The organism is Streptomyces sp. SID1328 (assembly GCF_009865595.1).
GTDB lineage: Bacteria > Actinomycetota > Actinomycetes > Streptomycetales > Streptomycetaceae > Streptomyces > Streptomyces griseoluteus.
Genome location: NZ_WWKH01000885.1, coordinates 1 through 14,547, shown reverse-complemented (window position 1 = coordinate 14,547; position 14,547 = coordinate 1). Strand labels below are relative to the sequence as shown.

The following is a 14,547-nucleotide window of genomic DNA, read 5'->3' as shown; positions in this document are numbered from 1 at the left end:
CGAACGGCAGTTGGAGACGGGTGCGCTCACGGCCGCCCTACGGGCGTACCGCGGCCCGCTGCTGCCGAACTCCCAGGCGCCGGCGGTAGTGGGGTGGCGACGCCGACTCGCCGCGGCTCTGCGAACGGCGCTGATCACCCGGGGCGACCCGGATCTGCTGGCGGACTGGGCTCACGCGCCGTGGGGCGAGCACGACCTAATGGTCTGGCGGGCCTTGGCGGCAGTGCGGCCGACCGCTCCGGTGCGGGCGCGGATCGCGGCGCTGGAGGCCGAGCTGGCCGTACCGGGGGTACCGAGCCGACGCCCTCATGTGCGTCAGACACCCTGGGTGACCAGCGGTGCAACATATTCGCAACGTCCGCCCGTCTAGCCTGCACGACGGGAGCTGCCCAAAGGCGGGCAGCGCTGCACCGGGAGGCACACCAGCATGACCCGTTACGCGACGCCCGGCTCCGAGGGCTCGATCGTCTCCTACCAGCCGCGCTACGACCACTTCATCGGCGGCGAGTACGTGCCGCCGGCGCGTGGGCAGTACTTCGAGAACCCGTCGCCGGTCAACGGGCAGCCGTTCACCGAGATCGCGCGCGGTACCGCGGAGGACGTCGAGCGGGCACTCGACGCGGCGCACGCGGCCGCGCCCGGCTGGGGCCGTACGTCGGTGACAGAGCGCTCGGACATCCTGCTGAAGATCGCCGACCGTATGGAGGCGAACCTCGAGTCGCTGGCGGTGGCCGAGACCTGGGAGAACGGCAAGCCGGTCCGCGAGACGCTGGCCGCCGACATCCCGCTGGCCATCGACCACTTCCGCTATTTCGCGGGGGCGATCCGCGCGCAGGAGGGGTCGCTGGGCGAGATCGACGACGACACCGTGGCGTACCACTTCCATGAGCCGCTCGGGGTCGTCGCGCAGATCATCCCGTGGAACTTCCCGATCCTGATGGCGGCCTGGAAGCTGGCGCCCGCGCTCGCGGCGGGCAACGCGGTCGTCCTCAAGCCCGCCGAGCAGACCCCGGCGTCCATCCACTACTGGATGAGCCTGATCGCCGACCTGCTGCCGCCGGGCGTGGTCAACATCGTCAACGGTTTCGGTGCGGAGGCGGGCAAGCCGCTGGCCTCCAGTGCCCGGGTGGCGAAGGTGGCGTTCACCGGGGAGACCACGACCGGGCGGCTGATCATGCAGTACGCCTCGGAGAACATCAAGCCGGTGACCCTGGAGCTGGGTGGCAAGTCGCCCAACATCTTCTTCGACGATGTGTGGGCGCACGACGACGACTTCCGGGACAAGGCGCTCGAGGGCTTCACCATGTTCGCGCTCAACCAGGGCGAAGTGTGCACCTGTCCGTCCCGAGCGCTCGTCCAGAGCGGCCACTACACCGACTTCCTGGGTGCGGCCGTGGCCCGCACCCAGCAGATCAAGCCGGGGCACCCGCTCGACACCGAGACGATGATCGGCGCCCAGGCGTCCAACGACCAGTTGGAGAAGATCCTCTCCTACCTGGACATCGGCCGTCAGGAGGGCGCCAAGGTGCTCACCGGCGGCGAACGCGTCGAGTACGACGGCGAGCTGAAGGGCGGGTACTACGTCCAGCCCACCATCTTCGAGGGCGACAACCGTATGCGGATCTTCCAGGAGGAGATCTTCGGCCCGGTCGTCTCGGTGACGTCGTTCGACGACTTCGACGACGCGATGAAGCTGGCCAACGACACGCTGTACGGCCTCGGCGCGGGCGTCTGGACCCGCGACATCAACACCGCCTACCGCGCCGGCCGCACGATCCAGGCCGGCCGCGTCTGGACCAACTGCTACCACGCCTACCCGGCCCACGCGGCGTTCGGCGGCTACAAGCAGTCCGGGATCGGCCGGGAGAACCACAAGATGATGCTGGAGCACTACCAGCAGACGAAGAACCTCCTGGTCTCGTACTCGCCGAAGAAGCTGGGCTTCTTCTAGACACCGAAAAGGGGCGCCTGGCCAGGGCGGATGCCCAGCAGGCGCCCCTCTCACCGCCCACCTAAGCTGTCGAAAGGAGCCTTACTCCCGACGTCTCCCCCCATATCTAGGCTGCGACCAGCAGTTGCGGGACAATTCCGGGCCAAGACCCCGCTAAGGGCTGTCCCGTCAGTGATCTCCGTGCTGGCATGTGCAGCGCCTTCCTGTCGACTCCGGTCCGCACGTGTCAGACCTGCGTAAGCAGGATCATTGAGGAGACGAGATAGGCGCCTAGAGCGCATCGGCGGTCCACTGAGGGGCTGCGGGCCCTCGGTGCGGAAGCGCTAAGGGCTGGCGGGTGGACAGCCGCCCAAGCATCGCCACCGCGACCTGGACGCAGCGGCTGACGGCGGCGGGGTTCGAGCTCAACGACGCGGCGGCAGCGGTTGGGGCGGAATTCGGCCGCCTTGCAATCAAGAGTTCTCCGGCCCGTGTCCCTTCTCCGTCGCTGCGCGTGGATGCCGTTGACACCTGTATCGATGGATCTGCGGAGGCTCAGCGGGTCCTCTAACGCGGTTCGTGGGCCGCCGCCCGGCAGGCACCGGTCGCGGCGCCGCCCGCCACTCCGGCCCCCGTCAGCCCGGTCACACAACCCTGCAGGTCCCCGACCACGCCACGGCCGCAGGCCGCTGTGACGGAGTCGGAAGCGGTGGCACCGGCCAGTTCGGCCATCCGGGTGCAGGCGGGGATGTCCGCCCGGACCGCGGGAGCGGCGAGAACCGCACCACTGAGGATGAGGGTCAAGCCGGTGAGGGCACCGGCGATACGGGTCGACGTGCGCATGGGACGCACCTGCCTTCCGGGGTGGTCGCGCGGTCCTGGGCCCGGCGGGCCGGATCCACGCGATTGGGTCGCCTGGCGACGCTCGGTGAGTGATGCCCCGGCCGACGGCCTCACAGACTGACCGCACCGTTCTGCGTCGCGTCCATGGAGCCGCACCGGGACATGGTCGCCAGGCCGAAGGAGAGGGCCCCGGACCGGAGGAGACGTACTCGGACCTCCACTCGCGGGCCCCTCACTCCAGCGTCGCATCCTCTCCCCCACCCGTCCTGTCTGGCCCAGGCCGCCGGCCCCGATCACGACCGCGGTCGAGCCCGGCCCCAGCAGGTGCAGCGAGCGCTTCACAGCGTGATAGCTGGTCAGCCCCGCGTCGGTGAGCGGGGCGGCCCGGCGGGGATCGAGGACACCCAGCGGAATCAGGTAGCGCGCCGCCGGGACCAGCAGGTACTCGGCCATGCCGCCGTCGTGGCCGCCGCCGAGGCCCGGGCCCTGGCCGGCCGGCGCGCTGCTGGCAGTAATTCTCCTGGCCCTGACGGCAGTTGGCGCAGCTGCCGCAGCCCCAGCAGCCGTAGACGATCACCGGGGTCCCGGGCTCGAACCCGGTGACGCCCGGTCCTAGCCCTTCCACCCATCCCGCGTTCTCGTGGCCCAGGGTGAGGGGCAGTTTCGTGAAGCCGGGCAGCGGTTCGGGTGCCTGCATGAGGTGCAGGTCGGAGTGGCAGGCACCGGCACCGGCGACCTTCACGAGGACCTCCCCCGGCCCCGGCTCGGGCACCGCTACCTCGCGCAGCTCGGGAGGCAGCCGCCAGGCGACGAGTTGAAGAGCGCGCATGGCGATCCTTCGCCCACGCGGTCAGTCGCGGACGCCGTCGATGTCGACGAGGACGTGGCGCGGGCCGCGGAAGATCTGGTTGTGCCGGTACGGCGGCGGGTCCTCGACCAGCCGGGGGTTCTCCACCCGGCGGAGGAACTCGCCGACCGCGATCTGGACCTCGAGCCGCGCGAGCGGAGCGCCGAAGCAGAAGTGGATGCCCTGACTGAACCCGAGGTGCTGGTTGTCGGGACGTTCGAGGTCGAGTTCGTCGGGGTCGGTGAACCGTTCCGGATCGCGGTTCGCCGAGCCGTACACCAGGAAGATCGGTGCCCCCTTCGGGATGGTGGTGCCGGCGATGTCGATGTCCTCCAGGGCGGAGCGGGTGTGCCAGAACTGCACCGACGACTCGTATCGCAGCAGTTCCTCCACCCCGGGCACGATCAGGTCGGGCCGGCGGCGCAGCGTCTCCAGCGCGTCGGGGTGACGCAGCAGGGTGAGCACGCTGTGGGCGATGAGGTTGACCGTGGTCTCGTGTCCCGCGAAGATCAGGAGCAGGGCGTTGCTCACGAGCACGCCCTTGGACATCCGTCCCTCCTGGCCGTCCTCGTTCACCAGCGCCGAGAGCATGCCCGGGCCGGGCTGCCGGGCGTACCGGTCGAGCAGCTCACCGGCGAACTGCCCGAACTCCCGCACGGCCTCACGCGCCCCGGCCTGCCGGCTCTGGACCTCCTCGGAGGCGGCCTCCGGACCGAAGTCCAGGGCGTCCAGGGCCGTTTCGATCCAGTGGTGGAAGCGCGGCTCGTCCTCCAGGGGCACGCCGAGGACCTTGCAGATCACCGTCACCGGCAGGGGGTAGGCGAAGTCGTCGACGGCGTCGATGCGGGTCCTGCCCTTCATCGCGTCCAGGAGGCCGCCGACGATGCGCCGGATGTCGGGCTCCAGGTCGGAAATCAGGTGAGGAGCGTGGGGCGGGCCGGCGAAGTGCGGCATCATCATCCGGCGGTCCCGGTCGTGCTCGGGCGGATCGCAGGTGATGATGTTCGGTTCGGTCAGCGCTTCCCTGATCGGCTCGGCCGCCGGTTCCTCCGGGCCCCCCGCCCGGGCCCCAGCCGGGACAGGGCACTTCCGTGGATCCGAACTCACCCGTGGGTCGTGCAGCAGCGTGACGATCTCCCGGTAGGTACTGACGACATAGGTGCCGTCCTGCTGCCGCGCCACCGGTTGCTTGCGCAGTTCCTCGTAGAACGGATACGGGTTGGCGCGGTTGGCATAGCGAAGGGCCTGCTGCCAGGGGCTTTCCTCGGCCACGAGGCTCCCCTCCTTCTTCCTGTCGATGCTGTACGCCCACGGCTCCCTGTCGATGCCGTACCTGCGGGGCCGCCGCCCGGACGAGCGCGTCAGTGACGGCGCGGCCGGAACTCCGCCGTCCGTTCGCTCGGGTCATGGCCGGTCAGGACGACGTCGGGAACGGCCGTCGGGACCCGTGGATCCGGGAATTCGGCCGGCATCGGCTTCATGACGGCCGGCTGGTCCCAGCCCGGGGGCGGGGGCGGGAACGGACCGGATTGCTGGATCAGCTTCCCGTAGTACTCCAGCCACTTGCCGTGGTCGAAGGCGACAGCGGCGACGATGCGGCCCCGGCGACCGTAGGCGGCGGCGAAGTGGCGCTCCTCGACCGACCCCTGGGTGAAGACGATCTCGTCGCCGAAAGGCGGTACGCCGACGGACTTGATGTTCACGCCGAACTGACCGGACCAGAAGCCGGGCAGCAGCAGATGCGGGCGGTAGTGGGGCTCCAGGTTCACCATGTTGTGCGCCGCGACCTCGGCGCCGAAAACGGCGTTGTCCCAGTGCTCCATCGCCAGGAACTGGTACTCGTACAGCACATGCGGCGCACGCGCCACGTCACCCGCCACGTAGACGCTGTCGGTGACCACACCGTTGATGTCGAAGGCCCGGCCACCGGCATCGCACCCGACGCCCCAGAAACCGGCCGCCAGCCCCGAGCCCTCCAGCCATTCCACGTTGCGGATCGACCCGAGGGAGGCCACCACCACGTCGGCGTCGACGGTGGTGCCGTCGGACAGATGCGCCCGCCGCACATGTCCGCTCGAGTCGCCCTCCAGTGACGACACGCCCAGCCCGCAGCGCAGGTCCACGCCGTGATCGCGGTGCATCCGCGCGGCGATCTCCCCGATCACCCCGCCGAGCGCGCCGACCAGCGGCGCCGAACCCCGCTCGACGACGGTCACCGGGATGTCCAGTTCCCGGCAGACGGAGGCCACTTCCGAGCCGATGAATCCGGCGCCGATGACCACCACCCGCGACGGCGGCTCGGCCAGCGCCTTCTGCAACTGCTCCGCGTCATCACGCGAGCGGATCGTGTGCACCCCGTGCAGGGACGCTTCGGCCGGATTGGGCCACTGCCGCGCGCGGGTGCCCGTGGCGATGAGCAACCGGTCGTAGGGCACCTGTTCCCCGTCGGCCAGGCGCACCTGCTTGGTGACCCGGTCCAAACCGGTGGCGGCCACCCCGAGCCGCCAGTCCGCATCCACTTCCCGCATACGGGGCAACTTGGTGTGATCGGCCGGCACCCAGCCCTTGAGCACCTGCTTGGACAGCGGGGGACGGTCGTAGGGCTCGTACGGCTCGTCCCCGATGATGGTCAGAGATCCCGTGAACCCCTCCTCACGCAGGGTTTCCGCCGCCCGCAGCCCGGCCAGGGAGGCACCCACGATGACGATCCGGCCCCTGGCCCTGAACTCACGCACCAGTTCCGCGACCGTTGCTCGCAAGGTCATGACGCCTCGCCCCGCTCCGCCCCGTCCAAGCGGTCGATGACGATCGCCTGCACCGGGCACGCCGCAGCCGCCCGCTCGACGTGCAGGCGCCGCTCGTCATCGGGGTTGGGCTCGTATGTGAGCGCCTCCTGGCCGTTCAACCTGAAGACCTCGTGCGCCAGATACACGCACTGTGCGTATCCCTGGCACCGATTCAGGTCCACGACGATCCGCATGGCTGACTCCTTCACTCCGCGGGGCGCCACTGGTCTGGCGTCATGCGAGGGCAGGGGCGCTTCTCACCCGATCAGACGTCCGCGACGTGCGGCCCGGCCCCGCGATGGAACGCACGTCGTCGCGCGCCGGCGTGTTCCCTGGCGAAGGCGCTGCCGACGGCCACGGCACCGGTCAGCAGCAGGACCGAAGCGGGCCACGCGACAAGGCACCGAGCGGGCTGTGATCGCATGGGCATACCTTCCGTCCCCATCGCCTTTCGCGGTTCCGTAAGAGGAGACGCGAGGTGGATGGTCGTGGCCGGTCCCGCCGAGCGGGGCGCAGCGGCCTCTTCAGGTGTCACCGCAGCAAGAGTGAAGGAACTCTCTTACCGGTTCCGTTCTCTCACCGGTGCCCGCACGTCATTCGCTTGACCGGTCCTATGACCGGGAGGCCCGGGAAGCCTGTGCGAGAGCGGCACAGGGCGTGACATTCACTGCGGCCTACGCTTAAGCAGCCTATTACCGCTTGCACTAGACGGCATCTCGAGCGAGGTGCCGGCTAGTAGCGACCGGCATGGTGAAGGCCGCCGCGGGCATGGCAGGGAACCCGTTCCCACGAAGGGGCTCTGTCCTGGTGCCCGATGCCCCCCTGCGCCTGCGTGGCCACCAAGGCGGTCACCACCGCCGAGGTGCTCGCGGACCGGGACACGGTCCGCGAGGCCGCCGCCTCCGCCGGCAGCGGGCCGCCGGTCGCCGACCTCGTGGCGCTGCCTCCGGTCACCACCCCGTGCCGGGTGGTCGCCCATATGGTCAACTACCGCAGTCACGCCCGCGATTCGGGCTTCACCGGTGACATCCCGCCGACCTTCTTCCGCAAGGCGTCCGGCTCGGTCAGCCGCCCCCATGACACGATCGTCCGACCAGCGCATGTTCACTTCCTCGACTACGAGGTGGAACTCGGCCTCGTCATGGGCGCCCCTCTGCCGGTCGGCACCGTCGGGGCGACGCAGCCCACCTCGCTCCGCCCTTCATCGCGCAGGGGCTGTGCGCGGTGGCCGCGCCGACACTGTCCTGCTGCCCCCCGACCGCGTCCACCGCCGAGAACGTTCCCGAAGTCGGGCGTAGCGTGAAGTGACGGGTTCCCGTCCGGACTCGTACTGCGGCGAGCGGGTCCGGGATGCGTGGCTCGGCAGACCTGTGAGCCCGGAGCACTTGCGTGATCACCTCGGGTGGGCCGGTCAAGGGTCAAATGCGGATCAGAGCCTCGGCACCGGCCAGGGCGCCGACCCCGGCAACGTTCTGCCTCGAACGTCGCCGGGCTTCCTCGCGGACCGAGAGACGAAGGGCCACTCATGCCTCAGTCCATGCGCGCGCTCGTAGCCGTAGCGGCCGGCGAGCCCACCGATGTCCTGCGGCTGGAATCCCGGCCCGTTCCCACGCCGGGCGCCGGTCAGGCGTTGATCCGTGTGAAGGCGACCCCGGTTCACGCGAGTGATCTGCACGTGCTGCGCGGCCGCTACGGCTTCTCGCCGGAGTTTCCCGCTGTCGGGGGCAACATGGAGTGCGTGGGCCGTATCGCAGACCTGGGCCCGCAAACCGACGGGCTGAGGAACGGTGAGCGCGTGGTGGTCGCCGCTATCCCAGCCGTACCCGGGCCCCCAGTGGCAGGCACCTGGCAGGAATACCTGGTCGCCGACAGACACAGGCTGCTGCCGGTCCCCGACCAGCTGAGCGACTCCAGCGCCTGCCAACTCGCCGTCAATTCCATTGACCGCGCTGCTCCTCGTAACGCACGAACTCGACATGCAGCCGGGCGCATGGCTGTTGCAGACCGCCGCGGGCTCCACCGTGGGCCGGCTCGTGATCCAGCTGTCGCGGCATCTGGGGATTCGCACGATCAATGTGGTGCGCCGACGTGCTGCTGTCGAGGAGATCAAAGCGCTCGGTGGAGACGAGGTCATCTGCACGGAGGACGAGGACCTGAGGCAGCGCGTCGCTGAGATCACGGGACCGGCCGGCGTGCGGAAGGCCATCGACTGCGTCGCGGGCCCCGTCGGCGCCGAAGTGTCGCAGGCACTGGCTCCGGGAGGAGAGCTGGTGGTCTACGGCGCGCTCTCCACCCACCGGCAGACCGACCCGGCGGCGCTGACGATCCCGCTCCAGGCGCGCTCGGTCATCTACGAGACCAAAACAGTCCGTGGGTTCTGGCTGAACCGCTGGTTTGGCACCGTCTCCTCGGAGGACACGCTGCACGCGCTGGCCCGGGTGCGAAACCTCGTCGTCGATGGGGTGCTGAGCATTCCCCTGGGTCGGCCGTTCCCGCTCGAAGCCTTCGCAGAAGCCGTAGCGCTCGCCGAAGCACCCGCACACGGCACCAAGCCACTGTTCGTCTTCGACGAGGGCCGTTACGAGGGTGATGGGTAGGAAGCCGTCCCGTTACTGACTTCGGCTTGTCGGGGGGAGGCTGGAGTGTCGAGGGTCAGGCCGGGGCCGGCCATGAAGCCGTCGAGGGTGTCGGGCCGGTACTGAAGCCGCTCGAGTCGGTTGCGCACGAGGGCCTTGAGCCGGTCCAGGGCGACGACGGCGAGGGTGGCCAGGCTGCGTTTGACCTGTGCCCAGCCCAAGAGTGTCCAAGGATCACGTTGCCCGGATACGGCAAGGACCAGTGACCTCCGACTGCCGGTCGGTCTCCTTGCCTGCTTGATCGCGGCCGGAGAAGACTGGTGGCCTTTCGGAGGGGGACGGCGGGAGACGAGCGATGACCACGATGAGAAGCGGCACCGCATGGGAGGCGGACGGACAGCCGCTGCAGCAGCCGAGGGCCGGCCGGAACCTACTGGCGGGTGCGGGACTGATCGTTGTGTCCGTGGCCGCCGTACTGACCTGCCATTCCGTCTTCACCAGCTGGCTGCCCAGCGATCGCGCCCAGTACCGGGAGTACAAGGCGGCCGAGGCGTGCCCCGCCCGCACCGTGACACCGAGGACGGAGGACTGTCTGCGGGAGGTCACCTTCACCGTTGAAGACACCTCGCTCGGCACCAAGAGGACAACGGCGACCCTGCTCGGCCCGGAGCCCTTCCCGAGGATGGTCGTGCCGTTAGGCGACACGGAGCCGGTGCTGAGCGGGCTTCAGCGGGGAGACCGGGTCACCGGTACCGTGTGGCGCGGCGTCGTCGTGGTGGTTGCCGAGAGGGACGTCCGGCAGAATTCCAGCGACGCGCCTCGCGACGAGCCCCAGATGATAGTCGCCGTCGGCACGTTCGCGGGGCTGCTGGCAGCGTGGGCGCTGATGTTCGGTGCGATGCATCTGGCCAGGCCGCGCGACCCCGGACTCTTCACCTGGCGCCCGTACGGCAAATGGCTGCTCGTCGTCACGGGGGCGACCTGCGCCGTCGTGGGTCTGTCCGCCGTGTGGACGGGCCTCCCGTGGTTGCTCGTGCCCACGGTCTGCGGGGCAGTCGTCGCAGGTACGGCGTGGTTCCTCCACCGAGACCTGCGACTCGGACGGGTCGGCCGGTAGTGGTCCTCCACCCAGTCGTGGGCGTCCGGGCCCTTATCGAGGTACGCGGCCAGTTTCTCCAGACAGCGCGGGGACAGCCGACAGCGGGATCCGCTCGGGCCACAGGAAGCCAGAGCTCACGACCACCGACCCGCCACAACTGATGCCAGTGGTAAGCCGACTTCAAGCTCACCCGCAGCCGCCGTGCCACCTCCGACGGTTGGTCTCCAAGGCAGGGAGCCACTCCGGTGGCTTCGTAGGCGGGAGTGGACCCCCTGTCGACGCGTTTGGGCAGCACTTGTCGATCACCGAGCCGCGAGGTGTCGATGAGCACTGACACCGCTCGATGGCGGAGTCATGCCGTCCCTCAGCTATTTGGTGATGTCGGGGTGCTGCTCACGATGTCCTCGGTGATCGCTGCCTTCCCCGGTCCGCGTCCTGGCGGCGAAGGCCGTCGAGGATGACGTTCATCAGGGGCCGTGCCGTGGATTGCCATTTCTCCCGGTCCAGTCGGCCGAGGTAGGCGATGAGCAGGAGGACCCCCTGGGCGTCCACGTCCGTGCGGAGGGAGCCGGCCGCTTTCCCGGCGTCCAGCAGGTGCGCGAGGGCGCCTTCGATGGGGTTCTGGCTGTGGGCGACGAGGTCCTGCCACGCCGCCGGCTCGAGCGCTGCCAGGACGCCGCGCTTGATCTCGGCGTACTCGATCACCCGGTCGAGCCAGTGACGCAAGGCTTCCACGGGCTCGTGTTCCGCCAGCAGCGCAAAAGCGGCCGTCACGAGTTCTTCGACGTCGCGCCGGTAGACCTCGGCGAGGAGCGCTTCGCGGTTGGGAAAGTTCCGGTAGAGCGTTCCCTGTCCCACCTCGGCGCGTTTGGCGATCTCGTTGAGGTGGACGTGGTGGGACTCGGCGAGGGCTGCGCGGGCGGCCTCCACGATGCGGGTCCGGTTCCGCTCCGCGTCCGGACGGCGTGCTGGCGCGTTCATGGGCCTCTCCCGAAGTTCCGCCCTGACAAGTGGACACGTGTCCGGTAGCGTGCAGCAGGCACCGGACACGTGTCCACTTTACTTGGAGGCAGCCGTGCTCTCTCTTCACGACAAGATCGTCGCCATCACCGGAGCGAGTGGCGGCATCGGCGAAGCCACGGCCCGTCTGCTCGCCCGGCGTGGCGCCGCGGTCGTCCTCGCCGCGCGCCGCAGCGAGCGCATCGACGCCATAGCGCAGGACATACAGGAGGAGGGGGGCCGTGCTGCCACGTGCGTCGTCGACGTCACCAAGGCGGAGGACCTGCAGCGTCTGGTCTCCCGCACCATCGACCGATACGGCCGTCTGGATGTGCTGGTGAACAACGCCGGTATCGCCCCGATCAGCCCGCTGGCCGCCCTCGACACCGAAGGCTGGTCCGCCATGATCGATGTCAACCTCCGGGGCATGCTCCACGGCGTCGCTGCCGCGCTGCCCGTCTTCCGCGAACAAGGGTCGGGCCACCTGGTCAGCATCGTCTCCGTGGCGGGCCTAACCGTGTCCCCCTCGATGGCTGTCTACGCCGCGACCAAGAACGCGGTGCGCACCGTCCACGAGGGACTGCGCACGGAGTCCACCGACGGGGTGGTGCGCACGACGGCCATCTCACCGGGATACGTCCGCACCGATCTCGCCGACTCCATGGCGGACCCGCACATCCGCGAGCAGACGCGCAAGAACATGGACGCGGTGGGCATCCCTCCGGCGGCGGTCGCCCGCGCGGTGGCCTTCGCGATCGAGCAGCCCGACGACGTGGAGATCGGCGAGATCAACGTGCGCCCCACCGTCCAGGCATGACGCTTGCTGTCCCTGGTCGCCAGAAGCAACAGCGCCTGGCACAGGCGGAGTGACGAACCGTTCGATGAACTCCAAGCCCACCAGGCCCTGGAGGAGTACGGGACCAGAGCCAGACAGCGGAAGGCGGGCCGAAGAAGCTGGGCTTCTTCCCGAGCACGCGAAAGGGCGCTCGAACTGGGTTCGCACCCGTCGAGCGCCCTTCGCTGAGCCGCTGATCGGCGGCATCGCCCCGCCGGTTCTTCGCGACGTGATCAGCGATCACCGGGCGGCGAGGCTGCGGCGACCTCCCCGCTCGGAGCTGCGCCCTCCGGCGCCGGAGGGGTGACCTTGGCAGCGCTGTCGGACCTCGCCAGCAGCCAGTACAGCGTGGCCGGCACGGCAAGCCCGACGATCCAGGACACGTCCGCGCCGCCGAGCGGTGCGACGAGCGGTCCGGTGTAGAACGACGTTGCCAGGAAAGGGAGTTGGGCCAGGACCCCGATCGCGTAGACGATCAGGGCGTTGGCGCGCCAGGCGCCGTAGCGGCCGTGGGCGTCGAAGAAGGCGGGGATGTCGTAGCGCTCGCGGGAGATCAGGTAGTAGTCGACGAGGTTGATCGCCGACCAAGGGGTGAAGAAGGTCAGCAGGAACAGCAGGAAGTCCTTGAACGAGACAAGGAAGCTGTCCTTGCCGAGCAGGGCCATCGCAGTGCCCGCCACCATGATCGCGGCAATGTACGCCGCCCGGCCGCGCGGCGACAGGGTCCGTTGTCCGCGGAAGCCGCTGATCCCCGTGACCATGGAGATGAAGCCGCCGTAGGTGTTGAGGACGTTGATGGTGAGCTTGCCCAGGGCGATGACGAAGTACAGGAGCGACGCGGCCGCGCCGGCACCGCCGAGCGAGACGACGTAACCGACCTGGTCGTCGAGGAACCGTTCCCCGGCGCTCGCCGCCACCAGCACGCCGAACGTCATGGACCACTGGGAGCCGAGCGCCGAGCCGGACAGCGTCCACCAGAACGTCGCCCGGGCGCTGGTCGTGCGCGGCAGGTAGCGTGAGTAGTCGGCGACGTACGGGCCGAAGGCGAGCTGCCAGGACGCGGACAGCGACATGGCCAGCAGGAACATCGGCAGGGAGAAGTGGGCGTCGCCGAGGAGCGCGCCCACGTCGACGCGGTCGAGCAGCCGGATGCCCAGGAAGACGAAGGCGACGGCGCAGACGGCGCTCGCGACTCGGCCCACGACGTGGATGACGCGGTAGCCGATCGCGGCCACGACGGCGGTGAGCAGGGCGAAGACGATGATGCCCGTGGTGTCGTTGGTATGGGTGAGGCGAGCGGTGGCCTGCCCGGCGAGCACGCTGCCGCTCGCGAAGAAGCCGACGTACATCAGGATGACCAGGAGCAGTGGCACCGCGGCGCCCCGGACGCCGAACTGTGCCCGCGACTGGATCATCTGCGGCAGTCCGAGTCTCGGGCCCTGCGCGGAGTGCAGCGCCATGACGGCGCCGCCCAGCAGGTTGCCGGCGACCAGCCCCACGAGCGACCAGACGACGTCGCCGCCGAAGACGACGGCGAGGGCGCCGGTGACGATGGCGGTTATCTGGAGGTTCGCACCGAGCCAGAGTGTGAACTGGTTGAACGCGCGACCGTGTCGTTCACTGTCGGGCACCACGTCGATGGAATGTCGCTCGATCACGCCGTCGGCTCGGCCGGGGCCATCCGTGGTGTGCGCGTCCCTCTGGTCTGTACGACCCGCCCCGGTCATCGTCTGCCCTCCGCGTGCTCGCCCACCCGTCCTGCATATTGCCATGCAGACTCTGATCCGCTGAATGATTTGTCAATACCCTGCTGGCCGGGCAGTGGTCGGCTCACGTCTGGGGGCCGACCTGCGATGGCCTGCTGGTTCCGTGCGACCGCGCGGGCCGGGATTCCTCGGTGGTCGCAGGGTGGCTTCGTAATTGAGGGCAAGATGCCCGCCTTTCAGTACTTGTCGTCACCGCCGCGCGGCACGTGCGGTCGGCAGTACGCGTCACGCCGCCGGAGTGTTTTGTCCGGCTCGCGCCCTACGCTGGTCCTGTGCGCACAGTGGAGTTGCTGCCCGACGAAGCGACCGAGGCGCGGGTGCGGCGGGTTTGGGGGCGGCTCGCGGAGCTGGGGATGCCGAGTCTGGCTGGTCACCGGCATGCGACGAATCAGCCTCACCTCACACTGACCACCGCGTCCGAGCTGCCGTGGGACGTGCGGCCTGCGCTCACCGAGGCGCTCTCGGTGCTTCCCCTGCCGCTGCGGCTGGAGGGGACGCTTCGCTTCGAGGGGCGAACTTCGGTCCTGGCCTGGCGTGTTGCGGCCGACGCCGGACTGGCCGCCCTGCAACGGCGCGTAGGGGAGCTGCTGCCCGGGGCCGGTAATCCGCTGTTCGAGCCGGAGAACTGGGTGCCCCACCTCAGCCTCGGCCGGACGCGGTCCGGACCCGGCTCATGGCCTGCCGAACTCCTGCCCGCCGAGCTGTCCGAGCCCTGGGAGGGACGGTTCACCGCGGCGCGGAGCTACGACACCGGGCCGCGGACCGTGGAGCGGCTCACCTAGGGTCTCTTCCTTCCGGATCAGGCCGGCTCCACCCGAGGGTGCCCTCTCGGTCGCCGGGCGCCGCACTCGTGGATCTCGGGACCG

At 69.5% G+C, this 14,547-nt stretch carries 11 protein-coding genes and 3 pseudogenes; 7 read left to right on the top strand and 7 right to left on the bottom strand.

Annotation, left to right across the window (positions count from 1 at the left end; all coding sequences use genetic code 11):
* Together GT030_RS36820 and adh are read left to right on the top strand one after the other, a co-directional pair.
* Window positions 1–370, top strand: a pseudogene (locus tag GT030_RS36820) (transcriptional regulator); the annotation flags it as partial.
* A gap of 57 nt (window positions 371–427) precedes the next feature.
* Complete coding sequence (gene adh / locus GT030_RS28580; RefSeq protein WP_161203557.1) at window positions 428–1,951, top strand: aldehyde dehydrogenase; 1,524 nt, start codon at window positions 428–430, stop codon at window positions 1,949–1,951.
* Between the two features lie 546 nt (window positions 1,952–2,497).
* Here adh and GT030_RS28575 read toward each other — a convergent pair.
* The 5 genes and pseudogenes from GT030_RS28575 to GT030_RS28555 all read right to left on the bottom strand — a co-directional run bounded on the left by GT030_RS28575 (window position 2,498) and on the right by GT030_RS28555 (window position 6,600).
* Entirely contained in the window at window positions 2,498–2,773 is a 276-nt protein-coding gene (locus GT030_RS28575) for a hypothetical protein (protein ID WP_161203560.1), read from the bottom strand.
* 273 nt (window positions 2,774–3,046) lie between these two features.
* Window positions 3,047–3,602: pseudogene (locus tag GT030_RS28570) on the bottom strand (alcohol dehydrogenase catalytic domain-containing protein); the annotation flags it as partial.
* A 21-nt stretch (window positions 3,603–3,623) separates the two neighbouring features.
* The gene (locus GT030_RS28565) at window positions 3,624–4,892 is read right to left on the bottom strand and encodes a cytochrome P450 (protein WP_161203556.1); all 1,269 of its coding nucleotides are present in this window, start codon (window positions 4,890–4,892) and stop codon (window positions 3,624–3,626) included.
* 89 nt (window positions 4,893–4,981) lie between these two features.
* On the bottom strand, window positions 4,982–6,385 hold the full coding sequence (locus GT030_RS28560; protein WP_161203555.1) for an FAD/NAD(P)-binding oxidoreductase: 1,404 nt from the start codon (window positions 6,383–6,385) through the stop codon (window positions 4,982–4,984).
* Window positions 6,382–6,600, bottom strand: a complete 219-nt coding sequence (locus GT030_RS28555) for a ferredoxin (protein WP_161203554.1) — start codon at window positions 6,598–6,600, stop codon at window positions 6,382–6,384. The genes GT030_RS28560 and GT030_RS28555 overlap by 4 nt, the downstream gene beginning before the upstream one ends.
* A 638-nt stretch (window positions 6,601–7,238) precedes the next feature.
* Here GT030_RS28555 and GT030_RS28550 point away from each other — a divergent pair.
* From GT030_RS28550 to GT030_RS35880, 3 genes and pseudogenes are all read left to right on the top strand, one after another.
* Window positions 7,239–7,577, top strand: a pseudogene (locus tag GT030_RS28550) (fumarylacetoacetate hydrolase family protein); the annotation flags it as partial.
* 769 nt (window positions 7,578–8,346) lie between these two features.
* Complete coding sequence (locus GT030_RS35885; protein WP_237522868.1) at window positions 8,347–9,003, top strand: zinc-dependent alcohol dehydrogenase family protein; 657 nt, start codon at window positions 8,347–8,349, stop codon at window positions 9,001–9,003.
* Between the two features lie 334 nt (window positions 9,004–9,337).
* Window positions 9,338–10,099: a hypothetical protein gene (locus GT030_RS35880; RefSeq protein ID WP_202460673.1), complete on the top strand. Its 762-nt coding sequence runs from the start codon at window positions 9,338–9,340 to the stop codon at window positions 10,097–10,099.
* Between the two features lie 375 nt (window positions 10,100–10,474).
* On the opposite strand, the gene GT030_RS28530 is transcribed toward GT030_RS35880, so the two are convergent.
* Window positions 10,475–11,062, bottom strand: coding sequence for a TetR/AcrR family transcriptional regulator (locus tag GT030_RS28530; protein WP_161203553.1), 588 nt, complete (start codon window positions 11,060–11,062; stop codon window positions 10,475–10,477).
* Between the two features lie 94 nt (window positions 11,063–11,156).
* Between GT030_RS28530 and GT030_RS28525 the strand changes: the two genes are divergently transcribed.
* Entirely contained in the window at window positions 11,157–11,897 is a 741-nt protein-coding gene (locus tag GT030_RS28525; RefSeq protein WP_161203552.1) for an SDR family oxidoreductase, read from the top strand.
* Between the two features lie 251 nt (window positions 11,898–12,148).
* On the opposite strand, the gene GT030_RS28520 is transcribed toward GT030_RS28525, so the two are convergent.
* Window positions 12,149–13,570 carry a cytosine permease gene (locus GT030_RS28520; RefSeq protein WP_346009762.1) on the bottom strand — a complete coding sequence of 474 codons (1,422 nt, stop codon included), beginning with the start codon at window positions 13,568–13,570 and terminating at the stop codon, window positions 12,149–12,151.
* Window positions 13,571–13,953: 383 nt separating this feature from the next.
* Here GT030_RS28520 and GT030_RS28515 point away from each other — a divergent pair, with 383 nt between their 5' ends.
* Window positions 13,954–14,463 (top strand): 2'-5' RNA ligase family protein, encoded by a 510-nt coding sequence (locus GT030_RS28515; protein WP_346009761.1) that lies wholly within the window; start codon window positions 13,954–13,956, stop codon window positions 14,461–14,463.
* Window positions 14,464–14,547: the final 84 nt, after the last annotated feature.